The organism is Bacillus sp. AP50, from assembly GCF_040492675.1.
Taxonomy (GTDB): domain Bacteria; phylum Bacillota; class Bacilli; order Bacillales; family Bacillaceae_G; genus Bacillus_A; species Bacillus_A cereus.
In genome coordinates, this window is sequence record NZ_JBEUTW010000060.1 from 1 (window position 1) to 19847 (window position 19847).

Below are 19847 nucleotides of genomic sequence, written 5' to 3' on the forward strand. Positions count from 1 at the left end.
ATATAATTCAAACTGTTTTTATCGAAACATTCTAACTATTATACCTATATTTAAATGCAACAATTATAGCTATTAGTATAGGCATGCCAAATATATCCACCCCATTTTTCTGTAAAATTACTTTATAACATGAAAGATTAACTTGGGTGATAAGTTATTGTGAATGTTTTTTTACAAAACAGATAAGTAATAGTGTTTGGTATTATGTAAATTATTGTAATAACATAAGAGTAAAGAAAAACATTTACATTGATTATTGATTCATTACTTATTGAAAAAGAGCAAAATGCACCTTTGTATGGAAAAGGATTATATGCATTGGGAGGTTTAAACAAATGACGAGGAAGAATACAACGACAAACCCTTGGGCCAAGTTCCACGGTCCGAACCTTGGTTATGTTATTGAGCAGTATGATCTTTACGTAACTGGAGCAGGTTCTGTTGATCCGGAATTACAAGAGCTTTTTGAAATTTTTGGAGCTCCTTCGTTTCAAGATGATGTCGTAACAGGGGACAACACAGCAACACATTTTTCTCCTCAAAACACAGGTAACATTGAAAAAATTCTTAAAGTTGTTCAACTTGTTGAGCAGATTCGTTCTTTCGGGCACACGTTGGCTCACATCAACCCGATGGAAGATGCTGCAAATGGACAATCTCTTCTTGAGAAAGCAATGAACGAACTGAGCGATGCTGACTTGAAAGCGATTCCAGCGAAAACGGTATGGCAAGATGCACCAGAAGGTATTCACACTGCACTTGATGTAATTCATAGATTAAAAGACGTTTATACAAAATCTTTAGCTTATGAATTTTCTCATATACAAGATAGTGAAGAACGCGCGTGGTTGCATCAAATGGTGGAATCAAATTCATTGCGTCAACCACTATCAAATAAAAAACGAACTGCTCTTTTAAAACGTTTAACAGCTGTTGAAGGTTTCGAGCAATTCTTGCATAAAACATTCGTTGGGCAAAAACGTTTCTCTATCGAGGGCGTTGATATGCTTGTACCTGTTTTAGATGAAATTGTTCTAGAAGGTGCTAAGAACGGCGTAGAGGATGTCATGATTGGTATGGCTCACCGCGGTCGCCTAAGCGTACTTGCTCACGTATTAGAAAAACCATATAGCCACATGTTTGCTGAGTTCAAACATGCAAAAATAGAAGGCGCAGTGGCTAATTCTGGCTGGACTGGCGACGTGAAATACCATTTAGGTAGAGAACAAGTCGTTAGTAACGAAGAAGTTAGTACTCGCGTTACATTAGCAAATAACCCGAGTCATCTTGAGTTCGTGAATCCTGTAGTAGAAGGTTTCGCACGTGCGGCTCAAGAGAATCGTAAAAAATCTGGTCTTCCAGATCAAGATACTTCAAAATCATTCGTAATTTTAGTTCATGGTGATGCTGCATTCCCTGGTCAAGGTATTGTATCTGAGACACTCAACTTAAGCAGATTGAACGCGTACCAAACAGGCGGAACGATTCATGTTATCGCAAACAATGCAGTTGGTTTTACGACTGATAGCTATGATTCTCGTTCTACGAAATATTCAAGTGACCTTGCAAAAGGTTTCGATATTCCGATTGTTCACGTGAATGCTGATGATCCGGAAGCTTGTCTTGCAGCTGCTAACCTTGCGATTCAATATCGCATGTTGTTCAAAAAAGACTTCTTAATCGATTTAATTGGTTACCGCCGCTACGGTCATAACGAAATGGATGACCCGGCAGTTACGCAACCACAAGTGTACAAAAAAATTAAAAACCATCCAACTGTAAGAGCAATTTATGCAGATCAATTACAAGCTGCTGGTGTTCTAAATGCAGATGAGGTTGAAACAATTACACAGTTTATACAAGAGCAATTAAAATCCGACTATGCACAAGTACCACCAGCTGATACGAGTGATGCAACAATTCACGTTAAAGTACCAGATGTTGTTGCAAAAGGTATTCAGTCAATTGATACTGGCGTTGAGATTGACTCACTTCGTGCAATTAATGAAGGTCTACTATCTTGGCCAGAAGGCTTTAACGTATATCCGAAAGTGAAGAAAATTCTTGAGCGCCGTAAAGATGCTCTTGAAGAGAACGGCAAAATTGAATGGGCACTTGCTGAATCATTAGCATTCGCTTCTATTTTACAAGAAGGTACGCCAATTCGTTTAACTGGTCAAGATTCACAGCGTGGTACATTCGCACACCGTCATATCGTATTACACGATACTGATACAAATGAAACATATTCACCATTACATCGCTTACCAAACATTAATGCTTCATTCTCTGTTCATAACAGTCCGTTATCAGAGGCTGCTGTTGTTGGTTACGAATATGGTTATAACGTATTCGCTCCAGAAACTCTTGTTATGTGGGAAGCGCAATATGGTGACTTCTCAAATACTGCGCAAGCATTATTTGATCAATATGTTTCAGCTGGAAGAGCAAAATGGGGTCAAAAATCTGGCTTAGTTCTTCTATTACCACACGGTTATGAAGGTCAAGGACCAGAGCACTCTAGTGCACGTCCAGAGCGTTTCTTACAGTTAGCTGCTGAGAATAACTGGACAGTTGCAAACTTAACGAGCGCGGCTCAATACTTCCATATCCTGCGTCGTCAAGCATCTATCTTAGGAACAGAAGCTGTTCGACCATTAGTATTGATGACGCCGAAGAGTTTATTACGTCACCCACTTACGCTTTCAACTGCTAGTCAGTTAAGCGAAGGACGTTTCCAACCTGCTTTAGAACAAGAAAACCTTGGCATGAAACCAAATAAAGTAAAACGTCTTGTTTTAAGCACAGGTAAAATGGCGATTGACTTAGCAGCAGAAATCGAGTCTGGTAAACATGAGTACAACTTAGACGAAGTTCATGTCGTTCGTATTGAGCAATTGTACCCATTCCCTGCTGAGAAAGTTCAATCTATTATTAAACGCTTTAAAAACTTAGAAGAAATCATTTGGGTTCAAGAAGAACCTCGTAATATGGGCGCATGGCATTACATGGCTCCAATTCTGTTCGAACTTGCTGGAGATAAAGTGAAAACAGGCTACATTGGACGTCCTGATCGCTCTAGTCCATCTGGCGGCGATCCATTCGCTCACAAAGCTGAGCAAGAACTAATTGTTGCACATGCTTTAGATGTGAAGTATAACTTCCGTCAAGATAAACAAGAAATTGAAGTTTACAGCAACTAAAAAGTAACAATGAAGCTTTCTAGCTTGTTCCTTGGGCAGATATTCTGCCCAAGGCCAGGCTAACAAATGGAGATTACCGAAGACAAAAGAAGAAAAAACACACCGTTAGGCAAATAAGGGGAGGACATTTAAAATGATCGAAATTAAAGTACCTGAGCTTGCAGAATCTATTACTGAAGGAACTATTTCACAATGGCTTATCAACGTAGGCGACAAAGTTGAGAAAGGTGGCAGCGTTGTTGAGCTTGAAACTGATAAAGTCAATGTAGAAATCATTGCAGAAGATTCAGGTATTGTATCGAAGTTACTAGGCGAACCTGGGGATACAGTTGAAGTTGGTGCAACTATCGCAATTTTAGATGCTAATGGAGCACCAGTTGCAGTAAGTACACCTGCACCAGTGGCTGAGCAACCAAAACAAGAAACGACTGAAGCACCGAAAGCTGCGGCACCAAATGCTGAGCAAACTGCAACACTACAAGGGTTACCAAATACAAACCGTCCTATCGCATCACCAGCTGCTAGAAAAATGGCTCGTGAATTAGGAATCGACTTAAACGACGTACGTAGCACAGACCCACTTGGACGCGTGAGACCACATGATGTACAAGCTCATGCTGCAGCACCAAAAGAAGCACCAGCTGCTCCAAAGAGTCCAGCTCCTGCTCCAGTTGCAAAAACGGAATTCGAAAAACCAGTTGAGCGCGTGAAAATGTCCCGCCGCCGTCAAACAATTGCAAAACGTCTTGTAGAAGTTCAACAAACATCTGCAATGTTAACAACATTTAACGAAGTTGATATGAGTGCGATCATGGAATTACGTAAAGAACGCAAAGATGCTTTCGAGAAAAAACATGATGTACGTCTTGGCTTCATGTCATTCTTCACAAAAGCAGTTGTTGCAGCATTAAAACAATTCCCATTATTAAATGCTGAAATTCAAGGTGACGAGCTTATCATTAAAAAATTCTATGATATCGGTATTGCAGTAGCAGCTCCAGATGGATTAGTTGTTCCAGTTGTACGCGATGCCAACCAATTAAATTTTGCTGAAATTGAAAGTGAAATTCGTGAATTAGGTAAAAAAGCACGTGACAACAAACTTTCATTAAAAGAACTACAAGGTGGTACATTTACAATTACAAACGGTGGTGTGTTCGGTTCTCTAATGTCAACACCGATCCTAAATAGCCCACAAGTTGGTATTTTAGGAATGCATAAAATCCAAGTACGCCCAGTTGCAATTGATAACGAGCGTATGGAAAACCGCCCAATGATGTACATTGCTTTATCTTACGATCACCGTATTGTTGATGGTAAAGAAGCAGTTAGCTTCCTTGTTGCTGTTAAAGATATGCTTGAAGATCCAAAGTCATTATTATTAGAAGGTTGATAGATTAAAAATCTATTAAAGGCTGTAGAATGAATCATTCTACAGCCTTTTTTTATTGTGTTCATACGGGACAAATTTCATGACATAAGGTAATAATGTATGCCTAAACGTAAGGAGGATTAAAATGAATAACCTTCCAATTCATGCAAAACTTAAAGTAAATAAGGATACTTTCTTCCTCCCCGATTCAAACGGGGGTGTCTATTTTCGAAATAACGCCAGTTCATTTCGTATGGACGGTGATGGAATTTATGATTGGATTGAAAAATTAATGCCAATGTTTAACGGGAATTATTCTTTAGCCGAAATAACCGATGGCCTCCCTCTCCCCTATCAAAACCGTGTATTTGAAATTGGAGAGATTTTATATGAAAATGGTTTCGTTCGCGATGCAAATCAAGATGCACCTCATGAATTAAACAGTACACTACTCGACAGATATGCTTCACAAATTGAATTTTTAGAAGCTGATTCTCATTCAGGTGCTTTAAAGTTTGAAACATACCGCGGAGCAAATGTCCTTGTACTTGGTTCTGGGGATATGCTCACTTCCTTAGTTTCTTCTTTATTAGAATCTGGTTTACCTACATTTCATTACCTCGTTACAGATCGGGATGAAACAAACTATGACAGAATACATGAGCTAATAGAACGTGCATATGAAGTTGATAACAGTGTACTCCTTCAAGAAATCGATACTACAATTGACCGTCCCTTGCGTGAAGTATTCGAACCTTTTGATTGGATTTTATATGTTTCTCAAAACGGAGACATTGACGGTTTAAAAACAGTTCACACTATTTGTAGAGAAACGAAAAAGAATTTCATACCAGCTATTTGTTTATCAACACTCGGTATAGCTGGACCTGTCGTAACAGAAAATCGTGATGAATGCTGGGAATCCGCATGGCATCGGCTACATGAAACGACTTTACAAAATGAAAATTCATCGGATTCCTTCTCACCAATTACATCTGCCATGTTAGCAAATGTAATCGTTTTTGAATTGTTTAAACATGTCGCGGATGATTCATATCGTGAAAAAGAATCACAATTCTTTTTATTAAACTATGAAACACTTGAAGGAACGTGGCATCCTTTTATAAAACACCCTCTTGCAACTGATGAAAGTTTTACAATTGATACGATAGAAAATATTTCTGAAAAACTTGAGCATCGGTATGGCCAACATACTTCAACTGATGTATTCCGCTTTTTCGATTCATTAACTTCTAAAGAAGCCGGTATATTCCATGTATGGGATGAACAAGATTCATATCAATTACCATTATCACAATGCTATATTCAAGTAGCTACTCCACTATCAGATGGCCCAGCTCCCCTTCTGCCTCTTATGACTCGTAGTGGATTGACTCATAATGAAGCACGCCGAGAAGCTGGTTTAACAGGAATTGAAACATATGTAGCAGAAATCATTCACCGCCTTATTCCTGAACATAACAATATCGGTATCGGTGCTGGAGAAACGATGACAGAAGGATTTTACCGGGCACTACAACAACATTTAAACAATAAACTGTATGAGCGGCAGTCACATATTCTAGAGGAACTTACAACTGTTGATTTAATTGATATTCAAGATAAACATTGTAGATTTTATTACGATGCTCTCTCTACAATCCATGAAACACCTAAAATCGCAATGAGTGAAGAGATTCTCAGTTTTCCAGTCGTTTGGGTTGGTATAAATGATAGATGGTACGGTGCATCTAATATTAATATGACGTTAGCGTTACGAAACGCACTACAACTATCACTCTTTCACGTTCAAAATGAAGAAATTCCTTACAGAGCTAATATCTTGCCTGAATCCTCTATTATTTTATATGACACGGATTCTTTTAGAGTGGAAATACAAGCGGAAGAAGAAATTCCAAGTGTGCAATCTTTACAGCTTGCCTTACAGCATTTAGAAGAACATAATTTTTATCCCTTCGTGTTCGATTTAGCAATCGAACCATTTTTGAAAGAAAACCTAGACGGTGTGTATGGGGTATTAATTGCAAAGGAGGACGGTTTATGATTCAAAATATATTGCTTATAGGAGATGGCCTTCTTGCAGACTATGTACATGATCAATTATGCAAACAATATTCCATCATTCGTCAGCAGACCCTTACAGAAGAACTTCCTGAAAATATTCATCTCGCTCTCGTATTACATGACGGATCTCCTTCTACTATTCATCATGATGCCGAACTTATTTTTCGCTCAAATCATATTCCATGGCTTCGTGGTTTTACTTCATTTGGCGAAGGTATTATCGGTCCTTACATTCATCCTCTTACGCCTGGATGTTCCCATTGTTCTGATGGACGCCGTTTTATCGCTGGCTTTGATCAAAAAGAAATGTGGGAACTACAGCGGAAATATGCCTTTAAAGCAGATAATGTAACGAGACGTGACGTACGTGCCACCCAAAATGGAATGTTGCAAATGTGCCATCTTATTTGCGCAGAAACAGGAAAAATATTAACTCATAACCATTCTTCTTTAGAAAATGAACTTATTTTACTAAACTTACAAACATTACAATGTACGCGGCATTCTTTTCTTCCAGATCCTCTCTGTCCTGTATGTAGTAATTTACCTGATGATACTGCGGATGCGGCGGAAGTTTCTTTACAACCGAGTTTAAAAGTAAGCACCGAAACGTATCGCTGCCGTTCCATTCATGAGCTAAACACATTTTTAACGAGAGACTATTTAGATTATCGGGTCGGTATGTTGAACGGAAAAATGCAGCATTCTGTATTACCATTCGCTGACGTCATTATAAACATGCCATTAATGTTCGGAAATGAAGGTGTTGCGGGACGAACTCATTCGTTTGCAGTGAGTGAAGCAACTGCTATTTTAGAAGGTTTAGAACGATATTGCGGTATGTCGCCTCGAGGGAAAAAGACAAATGTGCATGGTAGTTTTCATGATTTAGAGGAACATGCACTAAATCCCCTCACACTCGGTGTCCATACAAATGAACATTACAATCGTGATAACTTTCCATTCAAGCCGTTTGATCCTGATTATGAGCAAAACTGGGTATGGGGATATTCTTTATCACAAAACAGACCGCTTTTAGTTCCTGAATCAATTGCTTATTATAGCCTCGGTCATCGAGATGCTTTCGTGTATGAAACATCAAATGGATGTGCAATTGGCGGTAGTTTAGAAGAAGCGATTTTTCACGGCATTTTAGAAATTGTAGAGCGTGATGCCTTCTTACTCACTTGGTATGCCGAATTACCTCTTCCCCGCCTGGATCTTAATTCAGCAAATGATACAGAATTACAATTAATGATTCAGCGGTTACGTACGATTACCGGATATGAATTACACGCTTTTAACGCGACGATGGAACACGGCATTCCTAGCTTATGGGTAATTGCAAAAAATACGCGTGAAAATGGAATGAACGTTGTTTGTGCAGGAGGCGCTCATTTAGATCCTATTCGAGCCTTAAAAAGCGCCATTCAAGAAATAGCAGGCATGTTACTTATAACAGACGATGAGCTCGAGCACAAAAGAGAATACTACGAAAAATGCTTACAAGATCCTTATTTCGTTAATAAAATGGAAGACCATAGTATGCTGTATGGATTGAAAGAAACAGAAGAACGTCTTCACTTCCTTTTACGGGAAGATGCACCGGTGCAAACGTTCCAAGAAATGAATGTATCACAATCATTTGATATGGATTTAACATCCGATCTCCACCAACTTTTAAATCGTTTGCATCAATCTAATCTTGAAATAATCGTTGTAGATCAAACCGTTCCCCTCATAGAAAAGAATGGATTACATTGTGTAAAAGTTATTATTCCAGGCATGCTACCGATGACGTTTGGTCACCATCTTACTCGAGTTACAGGACTGGACCGGGTATATACCGTACCGATGACACTTGGATATACAGACGAACCTTTAACGAATGAAAGATTAAATCCACATCCACATCCGTTTCCATAGTAAAGGAGGGATTTCATGCAGCTAGATACTTTTTTACATCATCTCCATTTCTCTATCGATGAAATTATGCCGAATCATGAGGTGGACTGGAAAGACGCACCGCTTCCTTATAAATTATATCGAAATTTACCTACCATCCCGCTCTCCTTAGAAATCCCATTATCTTTACCGAACTCTTCTACTACACCTACTTTAGATGAGATTGGTCACTACCTTTGGTATTCATTTGGTGTAACACAATTATGTCAGCTAAATAGCGAGAGAAATGTATTACGAAGATCTATTCCTTCAGGTGGTGCTTTATATCCGAATGAATTGTATATCTATTTAAAGATTGACGATTACCCAGACGGCATTTACCATTATGACGCCGCGCATCACCGACTTATTTTACTTCGCGAAGGAAATTTCGATTCTTATTTGGCAGACACACTCGGTAATCGCTGTAATATAGATGATTGTTTCGGTGCTGCATTCGTATCCACTATGTTTTGGAAAAATTTCTTTAAATACAATAATTTTTCATATCGTCTTCAAGGATTAGATAGCGGGGTCCTCATTGGACAATTGCTAGAATGTGCAAAGCAATTCAGTTATACAAACGGCGTATACTTTCAATTTCTAGACCGTGCACTGAACCATTTACTCGGATTGTCAGAAGGTGAAGAAAGTGTGTATGCCGTTATTCCTTTAAGTACAGAGCCAGAAACTAATTGGTTTCACAATGATTACCGTGAAAATAAAACAGTTACTTCTCATGAGTTGTTGCAACAAATTCCGCCGCTCGCACATGAACATTTCATTCGCTCAAAACATGTAGGTAAATATCCGATGATAACAAAAATAAATGAAGCTTCTATGATCGAATCAACAGCACACTTCCAAACACTACATCATGAAGAGCACTATCAACATAATCCGTACGCTGTACAGCTACCAAAAGTAGAACGGTTATCGTATGATTTCCTACAACTTTGTAAAAAACGATATTCTCCTGATGCGGATTTTATTTTAACGAAATGGGATGCAGCTGAGCTCGCTACTTTACTACAAGAAGCGAGCCTTTCCTTCCCCTATTACAACGATCTTGACGGTAAGTATACAAATGAAAATACACGCGTCTCCTTATACGGATGTTTTTATAGCGTGAAAAATATTGAAAACGGAGCTTACGCTTATAACAGTAAAACACATTCCATACAACCAATTCGATATGGAGACCTTCGCTACCCACTTCAGTCTAGTATGACGATGGATAACGTAAACCTTTTTCAAGTACCACTTTGCTTACATGTAGTCGGACAGAAAGATTACTATACACGTGCATTAGGCTATAGAGGATACCGTATTCACCAAATGGAAGCAGGTATACTCGTTCATAAACTCGTTTTTGCTGCAACTGCTATGGGGATGGGCGGGCATCCTTTACTTAGTTTTGATACAAATGCATGTGATCAATTGTACGGAATAGATGCTGGGAATGAAACATCTCTTATTCAAGTTCCAGTTGGGGCATATCGGGCGCGGAATTGGTTAAAAGGGGCTTTGCATTGTTAGAAGTACGCCGTCTATCGGCGTGCTTTTTTTAAAGGATTTAATTTATAAAAAGCGAAATGAGTATATATTCTTACATAAAAGGAGAATTTAACTTGAGCATTTTACAACGGTTAATTCAGCAAGCAAAAAATCCTAGCGGAACAATTGGTTCCTCCATGCTTTGTATTATGAACGCTGCACATACGAGATTAATAAATTGGGCATTGCAGAAAGTACATATAAAGACAGATGCAGTCGTATTAGACATCGGCTGTGGTGGAGGCAAAACCATACACACTCTTTCAAAACGAACTCCACTTGGGGAAATATATGGAATTGATTACTCCGATCAAGCTGTGAAAAATTCTATACAGACGAATGCAAAAGATGTTCAAAAACAAAAAGTAATTGTTCAACAAGCAAGCGTTTCTTCTATTCCACATCATACGAACTTCTTCGATCTCATTACCGCCTTTCAAACTCATTATTTTTGGCCTGATGTTGAACAAGATATAAAAGAAGTATTTCGCGTCTTAAAACCGGACGGCTCCTTTTTATTAGTGGCTGAAACTTTCAAAATTCAATATCATATGAAGAATTTTAACACGACCGAAGAACTAATAAATCTCTTTTATAAAACAGGATTTACAAGTGTACAATGTTACGAAGAAAGAGGTTGTCTTTGCGTAATAGGAATTAAATAAAAAGCAGACCTCAAAGGGTCTGCTTTTTCACTAGATTAACTTAAAAATACTCTTAATTTGTCTAGCAAATAACCAATTTTTCGTACCGTAGTTATCATTTAAACTATCTAAATTGATAGATTGTCCGTTAGCAAACTTTAATTCTAACGTAGTATTTTTGTCATTTGTTTTTAAGTTACTATTTGTAATGGCATCATACTTTAATTTTTCAATCTCAACATATTCGTCTTTTTCTTGTCCAATCACGACATGGTCTTGGAAGAAGAAAAAGACTTCTACTTTTTTACCGAAACAAAATACATTTTTCGTATAAATTAATGTCGCGTTATCAAGTCCGACACATACTTCTTTCATTTCTTCCACAACGTGTCCAAAGTCTTCTTCATGTCTTGCATTTGATTCAGCAATCCATTCTTCGATTGTTTTCATGTTAATTGCCATACTGCGCCCCCTGGTTCGTTCATTGCTTCGTTTAAAAAATAAATACTATATGAAAATATAAGCGATACGTAATATGTTTTCAAGGGGAAACGGTATATTCAAAATAAAGTGAAACTTTAATCAGTGGGGTCTTACTGTCCGCAAATAGCGGGATAAAGTTAAATTTCAAAGTAATATAAAAGGAAAACCAATTTCATTAAATTTTAAACGTTTGAACGAGACATTCTTCATCATCAATTAACTGCTCTCTCTCATCAAATTCTATGTTCAGTTTTTTATATACTTTCTTCCAAAACGACACTGCTGGTACATTTTTTAGAAGTTCGATAACGAAATATTGTCCTCTTTTCTCTTCTAGTAAATTCTCAACAGCTTGTTTACCTATTCCTTTTCCTTTATATTGATTCAATATGAAAATATCATTAATACCAAAATCATTTTCCTTCTTCAAAAACGGACGTTCCAGTAGTAATAAGAATCCTACAATACTATGATCAACTTTTATAAAATACGGCGTGATTCCGTCATTTTTCCAAAACATATGCAAATCTTTGTATCCAAAAAAACCATTGGCTCCGATAGTTATATTCATAGTGAACTTAGAAAGATCATGAAGATATAATGCGTACAAATTACGTAATATTTCTTTTTCTGATTCTTGAACTTTTTGAAGTGCTACAATCATAAAAAAACTCCCCTTCCTCATATGTAACTATTTCCTGATCCTCTTCATTCGACAAAAATGATAATTCCCCTTTAACAAAAAAATAGCACTTTAAAAAGTGCTATTCTGCTCTCCTTGCCGCTTGTTGAATTGGGTCCCACACGCTGTTATATGGTGGTGCATAACTTAAGTCGACGTCTTCTAAATCATGAATGCTCATTTTATTGAAAAGCGCCATCGCAATCACATCAATACGTTTATCTACGCCTTCTTCTCCAATTACTTGCCCGCCCAATAATTGTTTCGTATCGGAGCGATATAGTAATTTCAAGTAAAGTGGTTTTGCATTTGGATAATAGCCCGCCATATTTGTAGAATCTACTTTGACCGTTTTATACGGAATGTGTAGCCCTTTCGCTTCTTTTTCATTTAAGCCTGTTCTTGCGAGTGTCAAATCCATAAATTTAATAATGCCTGTGCCTAACGTACCTTTAAAAGCTCTTCGTTTATCAAGCATATTCAGTCCAGCAAGTCGCCCTTGCTTATTGGCTGTCGTTCCGAGCGGGATATGATCATGAATTTCCTTTATAACGTGGTAATGTGTTGCGCAATCACCGGCTGCATATACGTCTTGCACATTCGTTTGCATATATGCATTTACTTCGATTGCTCCTTTATGATTCTTACGTATATTTGTCCCTTCAAGAAAATCAGTATTCGGCTTCACTCCAACCGACACTAAAACAAGATCTGCTTTATACGTACCTTTATCCGTTTCGATTGCTTCTACTCGTTCATTTCCTTTAAATGCTTTTACATTTTCATTCGTTAAAATTTCAATATTGTGTTTATCTGCTTCTTTATGTATATATTCAGCCATATCTGCATCATAAATCGTACCGATATGATCATTTCGCTCAATCATTCTTACTTTCTTACCAAGTTCGACGAATGTTTCTGCCATCTCTAGTCCGATTGCACCACCGCCAATAATCGTTACATCTTCAACTTTATTCGTTTCTAACGTTTTTAATATGCGCTCAGCATCAGGAATTGTTTTTAAAAGATGAACGCCTTGTAATTCCCGTCCTTCCCATTCTGGCATAACAGGACGCACTCCAGTCGCAATTAATAATCGATCATATGGAAATTCAAAGACATCCTTCGTCTTCGTATGCTCTGCGTACACCATTTTCTTTTCCGTATCTACTTTCGTTACTTCATGACGCACTTTCGCATCAATTCCATATTTCTCACGAAACGTCTTTACGTTGCGCGCGATTAACTTTTCAGTTGAAGCGATAGCACCACTAATGACATACGGTAATCCACACTGAGCGTATGAATAAATTTCACCTTTTTCTAAAGTTACAACATTTGCATTTTCATCGTTTCTAACAATTTGCATAGCTGCACTCATACCAGCTGCATCTCCGCCAATAATGACATAGTTCACTTTACCACTCCTTCTTTTTTACATACTCTTTACGTTTTCCATATTTTATAGAAATAACACCTACTTCCATTGTAAAGAAAGAGAATTTCATCTTCAAATTTGGTGCACAAACCTATGCTTGAATAGGTAACCGTCGTGTCTTATATACAACATGTTTAATATGCTATAACAGTAGCTATTGAAAGTAGGTGAAACATACATGTGCGCCGGCCTTCTCGTCCAGCTTCCAGAGGAACCGATAGAACCGAAACCCGCCCTCCCGCTTGAACAGGAGTTTACCGTTAGTGTAACTTTATACAGTGCTCGTGCTTGGTTATCTGACAATGACACTTTCTCACAAACTATTTGGAAAGCTACCCGCTTCGCTTCTGCATCACACACTCGCAAGGCCATCTTTCCAGTCGGTACTGTTAAAATTATAAATTTTTCTGACGATACAATAACAGTTACTGCATCATCAGAATCAGATGATACGCTTAAAATAATCGTCCCTCCTCATTCCGAAGCTGCTTTAACGTCTAGTTCTTTATCTCATGTGCAAGCCAGTACATCAGGAGGGGCAAGTAAAGTCACATTTCTCTTTCATATCTTTTTCTCTAGGGAACCTCGTCCAGCCAAATAACGATAGAAAAGGTACAGTAATATACACTGTACCTTTTTCCCGCGCTCTATTCTCTTGATTTAATTAGTTCAATATTATAAGTTTCGATATCTGTTAACTTTCCTGTAAAATAAGGATTTTCTCTATACCAAGACTGTTTTGCAAAATACGCTTGCATATCTTTCGTTTGAAAAATATGTCCATGCCTTGCATATATTTCATTTCTAGCAATTTTCAACTGTTCTTTCGATAAATATGTTAAATCTGTGCTCGTTAATTTTCGAATATCACTATCAGGAAAGATGAAACCATTATATACATACTCAGTCGCGGGCGTTGGAGTAACATTATAAACAACTGGTTTTTCTGTACTTTTCTTTTGAAATGGAAGATTATAAGACGAAAGTGCCGTTACCGTCTCTACTTTTGTCGTTTCCCGTCCATTTTCTCCATTTCGTTCTAAATAAATTTTCGCGCTTCCATCAGTCGCTACAGGCCCCCATGTAATTTCTTCTCCTGCGAGCGCTGTAACTGGTTTTTGATTTACGTACAATGTTGCACCAGGCGCGTTCGTTTGAACTGTAATATATTGACCTTGCAACGTTAAATCTACCGTTACGTTATTTTGGCTTTGTTTCATAAGTACAACCTTTTCCTCACGCGATAGTTTTACGTAGTCATTTTTATATTCTGATTGAAACACTTGATTTCCCGGAAGAAATGGCCCATATTGCTTCTCAAACTTTTTGTCATCTGTCTTATCAATTTCTTTTCCGTTCATTTTTAACGATACGTCTTTTTCATTTGAAAGCAAAGTTGCATAGTACGTCTTCGCTTTCAATTTATATCGATCAAATATAAAGAAATACTTTCCGTCTTTCGTTAATGAAAAATCAGCTCTTTCTATTCCGTCCCGTTGTTTTTCACCTTGTCTCAAATATTCTTTTAATTCATTCACGTAAGATGGATTTTCTTTTATATATGAAAATAGAGGCGTTACGCTCTCTCTCGTTATCATAACCGATGGATCATCTGCCGTAACGATCTCAGCTAATTTCTCTCCGTCCCTCTCTTGTAAAATCGTAATCATCCGGTCTACTTGTGCCACCTGCGTATAATACGACAATCCGTACAAATACAATCCAATAATCGCTATAACAAATAGCGCTAACAGTGTAATGCCAACTTTTACACCACCGCTCATGTTCTTCTTTACTACAGAACGTCCCCTCTTCGTCCCGCAGTTTTGACAAAACTGCACACCATCTTCAAACTGAACTCCGCACTTTGTACATACATTCATCCAGTCAACCACCTTTTCATTAGAAGCCAGTTATTCCCTGTGTTAAGGCTTGAATTATCGTGCTAATGTAAGACCAAAGTACAATGAATGTTGCAATTCCAATTAAAACATTTGCAATAATAAGTGTGTAAACGAGATCTAATCCGCCATTGTCTAGCTTTAATACGGCTACAGTTATACTAATCCCTATATAAGTTGCAGCTACGGATAATAATATCGGTAAGAAAAAGATTAATAAGAAACTAAAAAGAAAAGAAAGGACTAATATGACAATAGCCGGCGTCGCTATCGTTCCCCATATACCGAATACTTCAAGAAACGAAAAAGATGATTTCATCATCTTACCACTTACAAAAATAATAAATCCGACAAATAAAGTTAAAATTAATAAAAAGAAAAAGACCGTTATAGATTCTACAAAAAACGTGGGAGTAGATATATCTGGTGCAAATGTTCTCGTAACTGCTGATGCTGCACTCATCATTCTATAAAAAATACATGCTCCTAAAAAACAAATAAGAACAAGACTTACAATTCCATTTCGTACTTCAATAGCGCCGCTTTGCATAATCGCTGTCGGTGCTTGTAATGCATGTTTAAAAAATTGAAAATAGCCGCTCGCAAACCGCTTCGCTTGCTCTACCGTTTCATTTTGCCGAGCTTCCTTTGCTTGTGCCGCACGTGCTTGTTCCGGCCCTTCTTCTTGGCCACTACTTGCCACTACTTCTTCCGTTAACGAATGTCCACAATTCCCGCAAAATTTTGCCTCCGCTGCATTTTCTGTATGACATGACGGACATTTCATTCTCTTATCCCTCCTTAAGGATATACCGTATAGGGTGTTACAAATTCAATATATGAATTTGTACATAAAACATGACTACAAGAAAAAGATTCTGAAATCCTTCTTCCGAAAGAAAATATATGTGCTAGTAATCTTGAAAAAAAATGCTATTATGAAACAGAATAAATAATATTTTTAACAGATTGGATGACTGGCAATGGAATTGGTAAACTCAATTTTTCAAATACTCCTTACAAGCGTAATCCAATTATTATCTTTAATTGGCGTTATCATTGTAATTGGATTTCTATTAGGCTATTTAGAATCTCTCACACGGATGTATTGGTCGAGAGCTTTTGGACGAAAAGGATTCCTATTAACGGCTTGGATCGGTGTTCCTATTCACGAACTTGGACATGCCATTATGTGCGTGCTGTTCCGTCATAAGATTGTAGCAACGCAGTTCTTCCCGACAGATACAAGTCAAGGGGCTTTAGGTTACGTACAACATCAATACAATCAAAAAAGTGTGTATCAACGGATTGGGAATTTCTTCATCGGCATTGGGCCTATTATTTCTGGTATTACTGCATTAATCCTTTTAATGCGCTATTTCGTACCAGAATCATATTTTTTATTTAATACAACTCTCGAAAAAACGATTGCTTCTACTTCTATTAATGTAGAAATGATTCAAAACATGCTCTTGTCGACGTTTGTATTATTGAAAAGCTTATTTACAATCGGCAATTTATTGAATCCTTCCTTTTGGTTATTTTTATTTATCGCCATTTGCATTTCCGCACATATCGCTTTAAGTAAACCAGATATTAAAGGATCAATAGACGGTGTTATCGTCATGTTTATCGTGTTATTTTTATTCAACATAATAGCAGGACTGTTTCAATACGACAGTAATCAGCTAATTGGACAGGTTATGAAATATAATATGTATCTCATTGCGTTTTCTAGTGTGGCACTGCTGTTCTCTTGTCTTTCTACACTCGTTAGTTTTTCGTTTTATAAAATAAGAAGAGGGCGTTCTTTTTGAACGCCCTCTTCTTATTAATTATTCCCCTTATAATCACAATGCTCAACAGGCACACGAGCATGCCCCTCTTCATCGGTACACCATGACTGTGATTGGAAGGCAAGAAAGATACCGATCCATTCTTCTTCCTTTTCAAAGTGAATGAGTATTCCTCCATCTTGCCATATGCCATCATCACCTTGCCATTTTTCTACATTCCCTTGATTCATATGAATATCATGTATACCGTTTCCTGGTTTGAAATGAAAATAGGAATCTGGTGTATTTTCTTCTGGTCCCCATCTTTCACCAAACGCGTAAATAATTGCTTTTTCTTCTATTGCTCGTTTTATATAACGTTCTATTTTTTCATTTAAATCATTATCTGCTCCTGCTTTTTCGGGAGGCAAAGGAATCATTTGATTTGAGTCAAATAGATTTCCTCTTACATAATCTAAAGCTACTTTCGGTTCATTGTTTTTTATTTCTGTAAAACCGAATGGTAATGTCGGTAAAATATGAATCGCCTCTGACTTAATATTGTTACTCGCAAAATATAAAACTTCTGACGGATAGCTTTGCGATTTTACGTTAATTGCAATACGATAATTTACTCCTGTCTCGCCCTGTAAATGAACTTGATAATGAGGTGTTTTCCCTTTTCCAATCTTTGATTGTATAACTGTACCTTTTAACACACCGTAGTTTTTTAGGGGCATACATTTCATCTCCTATTCATTTAGTAGAAGCTATTCATATTTAAATCATTATCCACTCATAAAAAAAATCCTCCTATGTTAGGAGGATTTTTAATTTCTCAACATATACCAAACAATAACTTCTACCACTACAAGCAAAACCGCACCAAAGATCATTAACGTCGTCTTCTTTAATAGTTCATTTTCACGGTAAGGGATATTACATAAGTAAGCACCTAGTGTAATCCGTGATGGACAAGCAATTGTCGCTACTGATGATGCGGTGTTTTGAAGTGTTGTGACATATTGCCACGGGAGTGCTACGTTTTGTGCGGTTTGCATTTGTAGTTTTATAAACATTGCATTTGATCCTGCGTTACTACCTGTTAAAAATCCACCAATAGCGCCAATAAATGGAGCAACGAAAACGAAAAAGGTTCCAAATGTTTCACCAGCTGTCTTTGCGAGTAATGAATGCATGCCAGATGCACCCATTAGTTCTGAAATGGCGATAAACATTGTCGTCGTAATAGCAAATGGAATCCATTGTTTAATCGTTTGTGAGAGTGATTGTTTAATAATATTAGACGGGATGCGGAAGAAAATAATAGTAAATAAGCAAGTCATACCGAGCCAAAATCCTGGTGAATATAGTAACTCTAGTTTGTAAGAGTATGATTTCAAATCAAGAACCGCATATGATCTGAACAAATCATGTAATGCTGGAACGAGGCGAGAAAGTAAAATACAAACTGTTAGAAATATATAAGGGCTAATAATTTTTATAATGGATACTTCTCTCTCCGTTGCAGCCGCATGTTCTGTTATAAGATTTTGCCCACTTTTTCCTTTTAATTTAATGATAAAAAAGCCAAAGGTAATCGTAACGATAGAACTTAATATCCCGGCTAGTTCAACACTTACGTACGCATTAGAAAGATAGATTCCGAGAGAAAATAATAGAAAGAACCCTACTCCTTCTTTCCACTTTTCTATAACCGCTTGCCAGCCGCCAACAACGTGTAAAGAAAGAATAACGAAGTAAGCAAACATCGGAATACTTAATAGCGCTGTATTTGTGCCAAGTGTTGTAAGAGGCATATTTATTAGCTGCGAACCGATAATCGTACCAGTTGCCATTGCGCCCCATGAACTAGCTAGTAAGCCGATGAATGAGAGTAGTACAGCTTGAAATGGTTTATATCCTAGTGAAAGAAAAATAGGTGCTGCAACCATGAAGCCAATACCGAATCCACTTACTGATTCAATAAGCGGGCAAATGCCAAAACACATAAGCAGCATTTGTAATAAGCGATCCTGAGTAACTGCTTCTAGAAAACGTGCTACTTGATCGATGTACCCCATTTTATTCATGAGGTGAAATAAAAAAATACCGAAAAATAAAACGTACCCGACAATAAAACAAATTAACCATCCTTTAATCGTTGCGTGCACAGTTTCACTTATCCCTAATTGAAACATTGGCGAGAGTAAAACGATTCCAACAGACACAGCATAAGAAATTAACGAGGACCTTAATGACGTTTGTTTAAATAAAAATAAACAAATGAAAATCATCATAATTGGGATAAGTGCCAACAATATGGCCATGTTATCATCTCATTTCGTTTAAAATACAATTTTTAACTATTATATAACAGATACTATAATTTTCAATTATTTTTACAACAGATTCAAAAAAGGAACCAAACGGCTCCTTTTCATTCACTCCCATTTTCTATTATCCTGAAAAACTGTCTGCTTTCCGACTATTTCTTTCAACACAACAAACACAATGTAAGTACATATTGCTTGCAATATAATATTCCAAAATTTCATTAATGTAAATGAATGAATCCGTAGAAATAATTCGTTTAATAATACAATCGAAACGATACTAAATAATTCTATACTAATCGAAAATAGACATATTTCTAAAATAGACTGTTATTGAATGCGATTTAAGTTGGAAAAGATGAATACATACCCTAAAAATAGAGACATTAACTCTATTTTCGTCATGCTAATGAGCCAAGCGTATAGC

General features: G+C 37.2%; 15 protein-coding genes and 1 pseudogene. 8 read left to right on the plus strand and 8 right to left on the minus strand.

Features of this window, described 5'->3' with window-relative positions; translation table 11 throughout:
* The first annotated feature begins 335 nt into the window (after positions 1–335).
* From odhA to ABWK52_RS06645, 6 genes are all read left to right on the plus strand, one after another.
* Positions 336–3203 (plus strand): 2-oxoglutarate dehydrogenase E1 component, encoded by a 2868-nt coding sequence (odhA, locus tag ABWK52_RS06620; RefSeq protein ID WP_000197136.1) that lies wholly within the window; start codon positions 336–338, stop codon positions 3201–3203.
* A gap of 133 nt (positions 3204–3336) precedes the next feature.
* Complete coding sequence (gene odhB / locus ABWK52_RS06625; protein ID WP_000569926.1) at positions 3337–4596, plus strand: 2-oxoglutarate dehydrogenase complex dihydrolipoyllysine-residue succinyltransferase; 1260 nt, start codon at positions 3337–3339, stop codon at positions 4594–4596.
* Positions 4597–4720: 124 nt separating this feature from the next.
* Complete coding sequence (locus ABWK52_RS06630) at positions 4721–6640, plus strand: putative thiazole-containing bacteriocin maturation protein (RefSeq protein ID WP_001061563.1); 1920 nt, start codon at positions 4721–4723, stop codon at positions 6638–6640.
* On the plus strand, positions 6637–8586 hold the full coding sequence (locus ABWK52_RS06635) for a TOMM precursor leader peptide-binding protein (protein WP_000615607.1): 1950 nt from the start codon (positions 6637–6639) through the stop codon (positions 8584–8586). Before ABWK52_RS06630 ends, ABWK52_RS06635 begins: the two co-directional genes overlap by 4 nt.
* A gap of 15 nt (positions 8587–8601) precedes the next feature.
* The gene (locus ABWK52_RS06640) at positions 8602–10143 is read left to right on the plus strand and encodes a SagB family peptide dehydrogenase (protein WP_098280538.1); all 1542 of its coding nucleotides are present in this window, start codon (positions 8602–8604) and stop codon (positions 10141–10143) included.
* 92 nt (positions 10144–10235) lie between these two features.
* A complete protein-coding gene (locus ABWK52_RS06645; protein WP_000025747.1) occupies positions 10236–10826 on the plus strand; it encodes a class I SAM-dependent methyltransferase in 591 nt (196 codons plus the stop codon).
* Positions 10827–10856: 30 nt separating this feature from the next.
* On the opposite strand, the gene ABWK52_RS06650 is transcribed toward ABWK52_RS06645, so the two are convergent.
* The 3 genes from ABWK52_RS06650 to ABWK52_RS06660 all read right to left on the minus strand — a co-directional run bounded on the left by ABWK52_RS06650 (position 10857) and on the right by ABWK52_RS06660 (position 13387).
* Complete coding sequence (locus ABWK52_RS06650; RefSeq protein WP_000996782.1) at positions 10857–11267, minus strand: DUF3908 family protein; 411 nt, start codon at positions 11265–11267, stop codon at positions 10857–10859.
* A 196-nt stretch (positions 11268–11463) separates the two neighbouring features.
* Entirely contained in the window at positions 11464–11952 is a 489-nt protein-coding gene (locus tag ABWK52_RS06655) for a GNAT family N-acetyltransferase (RefSeq protein WP_000634326.1), read from the minus strand.
* A gap of 100 nt (positions 11953–12052) precedes the next feature.
* Positions 12053–13387, minus strand: coding sequence for a CoA-disulfide reductase (locus ABWK52_RS06660; protein ID WP_001110235.1), 1335 nt, complete (start codon positions 13385–13387; stop codon positions 12053–12055).
* A 199-nt stretch (positions 13388–13586) separates the two neighbouring features.
* On the opposite strand from ABWK52_RS06660, the gene ABWK52_RS06665 reads away from it, so the two are divergent.
* Positions 13587–14009: a hypothetical protein gene (locus tag ABWK52_RS06665; protein ID WP_000332422.1), complete on the plus strand. Its 423-nt coding sequence runs from the start codon at positions 13587–13589 to the stop codon at positions 14007–14009.
* A 46-nt stretch (positions 14010–14055) separates the two neighbouring features.
* Here the strand turns inward: ABWK52_RS06665 and ABWK52_RS06670 are convergent, their stop codons facing one another.
* Both ABWK52_RS06670 and ABWK52_RS06675 read right to left on the minus strand, forming a co-directional pair.
* On the minus strand, positions 14056–15291 hold the full coding sequence (locus tag ABWK52_RS06670) for a TcaA 3rd/4th domain-containing protein (protein WP_063246045.1): 1236 nt from the start codon (positions 15289–15291) through the stop codon (positions 14056–14058).
* Positions 15292–15310: 19 nt separating this feature from the next.
* On the minus strand, positions 15311–16096 hold the full coding sequence (locus tag ABWK52_RS06675) for a zinc ribbon domain-containing protein (protein WP_000650090.1): 786 nt from the start codon (positions 16094–16096) through the stop codon (positions 15311–15313).
* A 196-nt stretch (positions 16097–16292) separates the two neighbouring features.
* On the opposite strand from ABWK52_RS06675, the gene ABWK52_RS06680 reads away from it, so the two are divergent.
* Positions 16293–17126: a hypothetical protein gene (locus ABWK52_RS06680; protein WP_000424530.1), complete on the plus strand. Its 834-nt coding sequence runs from the start codon at positions 16293–16295 to the stop codon at positions 17124–17126.
* A 14-nt stretch (positions 17127–17140) separates the two neighbouring features.
* Here ABWK52_RS06680 and ABWK52_RS06685 read toward each other — a convergent pair whose 3' ends face one another.
* The 3 genes and pseudogenes from ABWK52_RS06685 to ABWK52_RS06695 form a co-directional block, all read right to left on the minus strand.
* Positions 17141–17824 (minus strand): DUF2278 family protein, encoded by a 684-nt coding sequence (locus ABWK52_RS06685; protein ID WP_001128613.1) that lies wholly within the window; start codon positions 17822–17824, stop codon positions 17141–17143.
* A gap of 90 nt (positions 17825–17914) precedes the next feature.
* Positions 17915–19414, minus strand: a complete 1500-nt coding sequence (locus ABWK52_RS06690; RefSeq protein WP_000996243.1) for an L-lactate permease — start codon at positions 19412–19414, stop codon at positions 17915–17917.
* Positions 19415–19528: 114 nt separating this feature from the next.
* Positions 19529–19847: pseudogene (locus ABWK52_RS06695) on the minus strand (DUF4029 domain-containing protein); the annotation flags it as partial.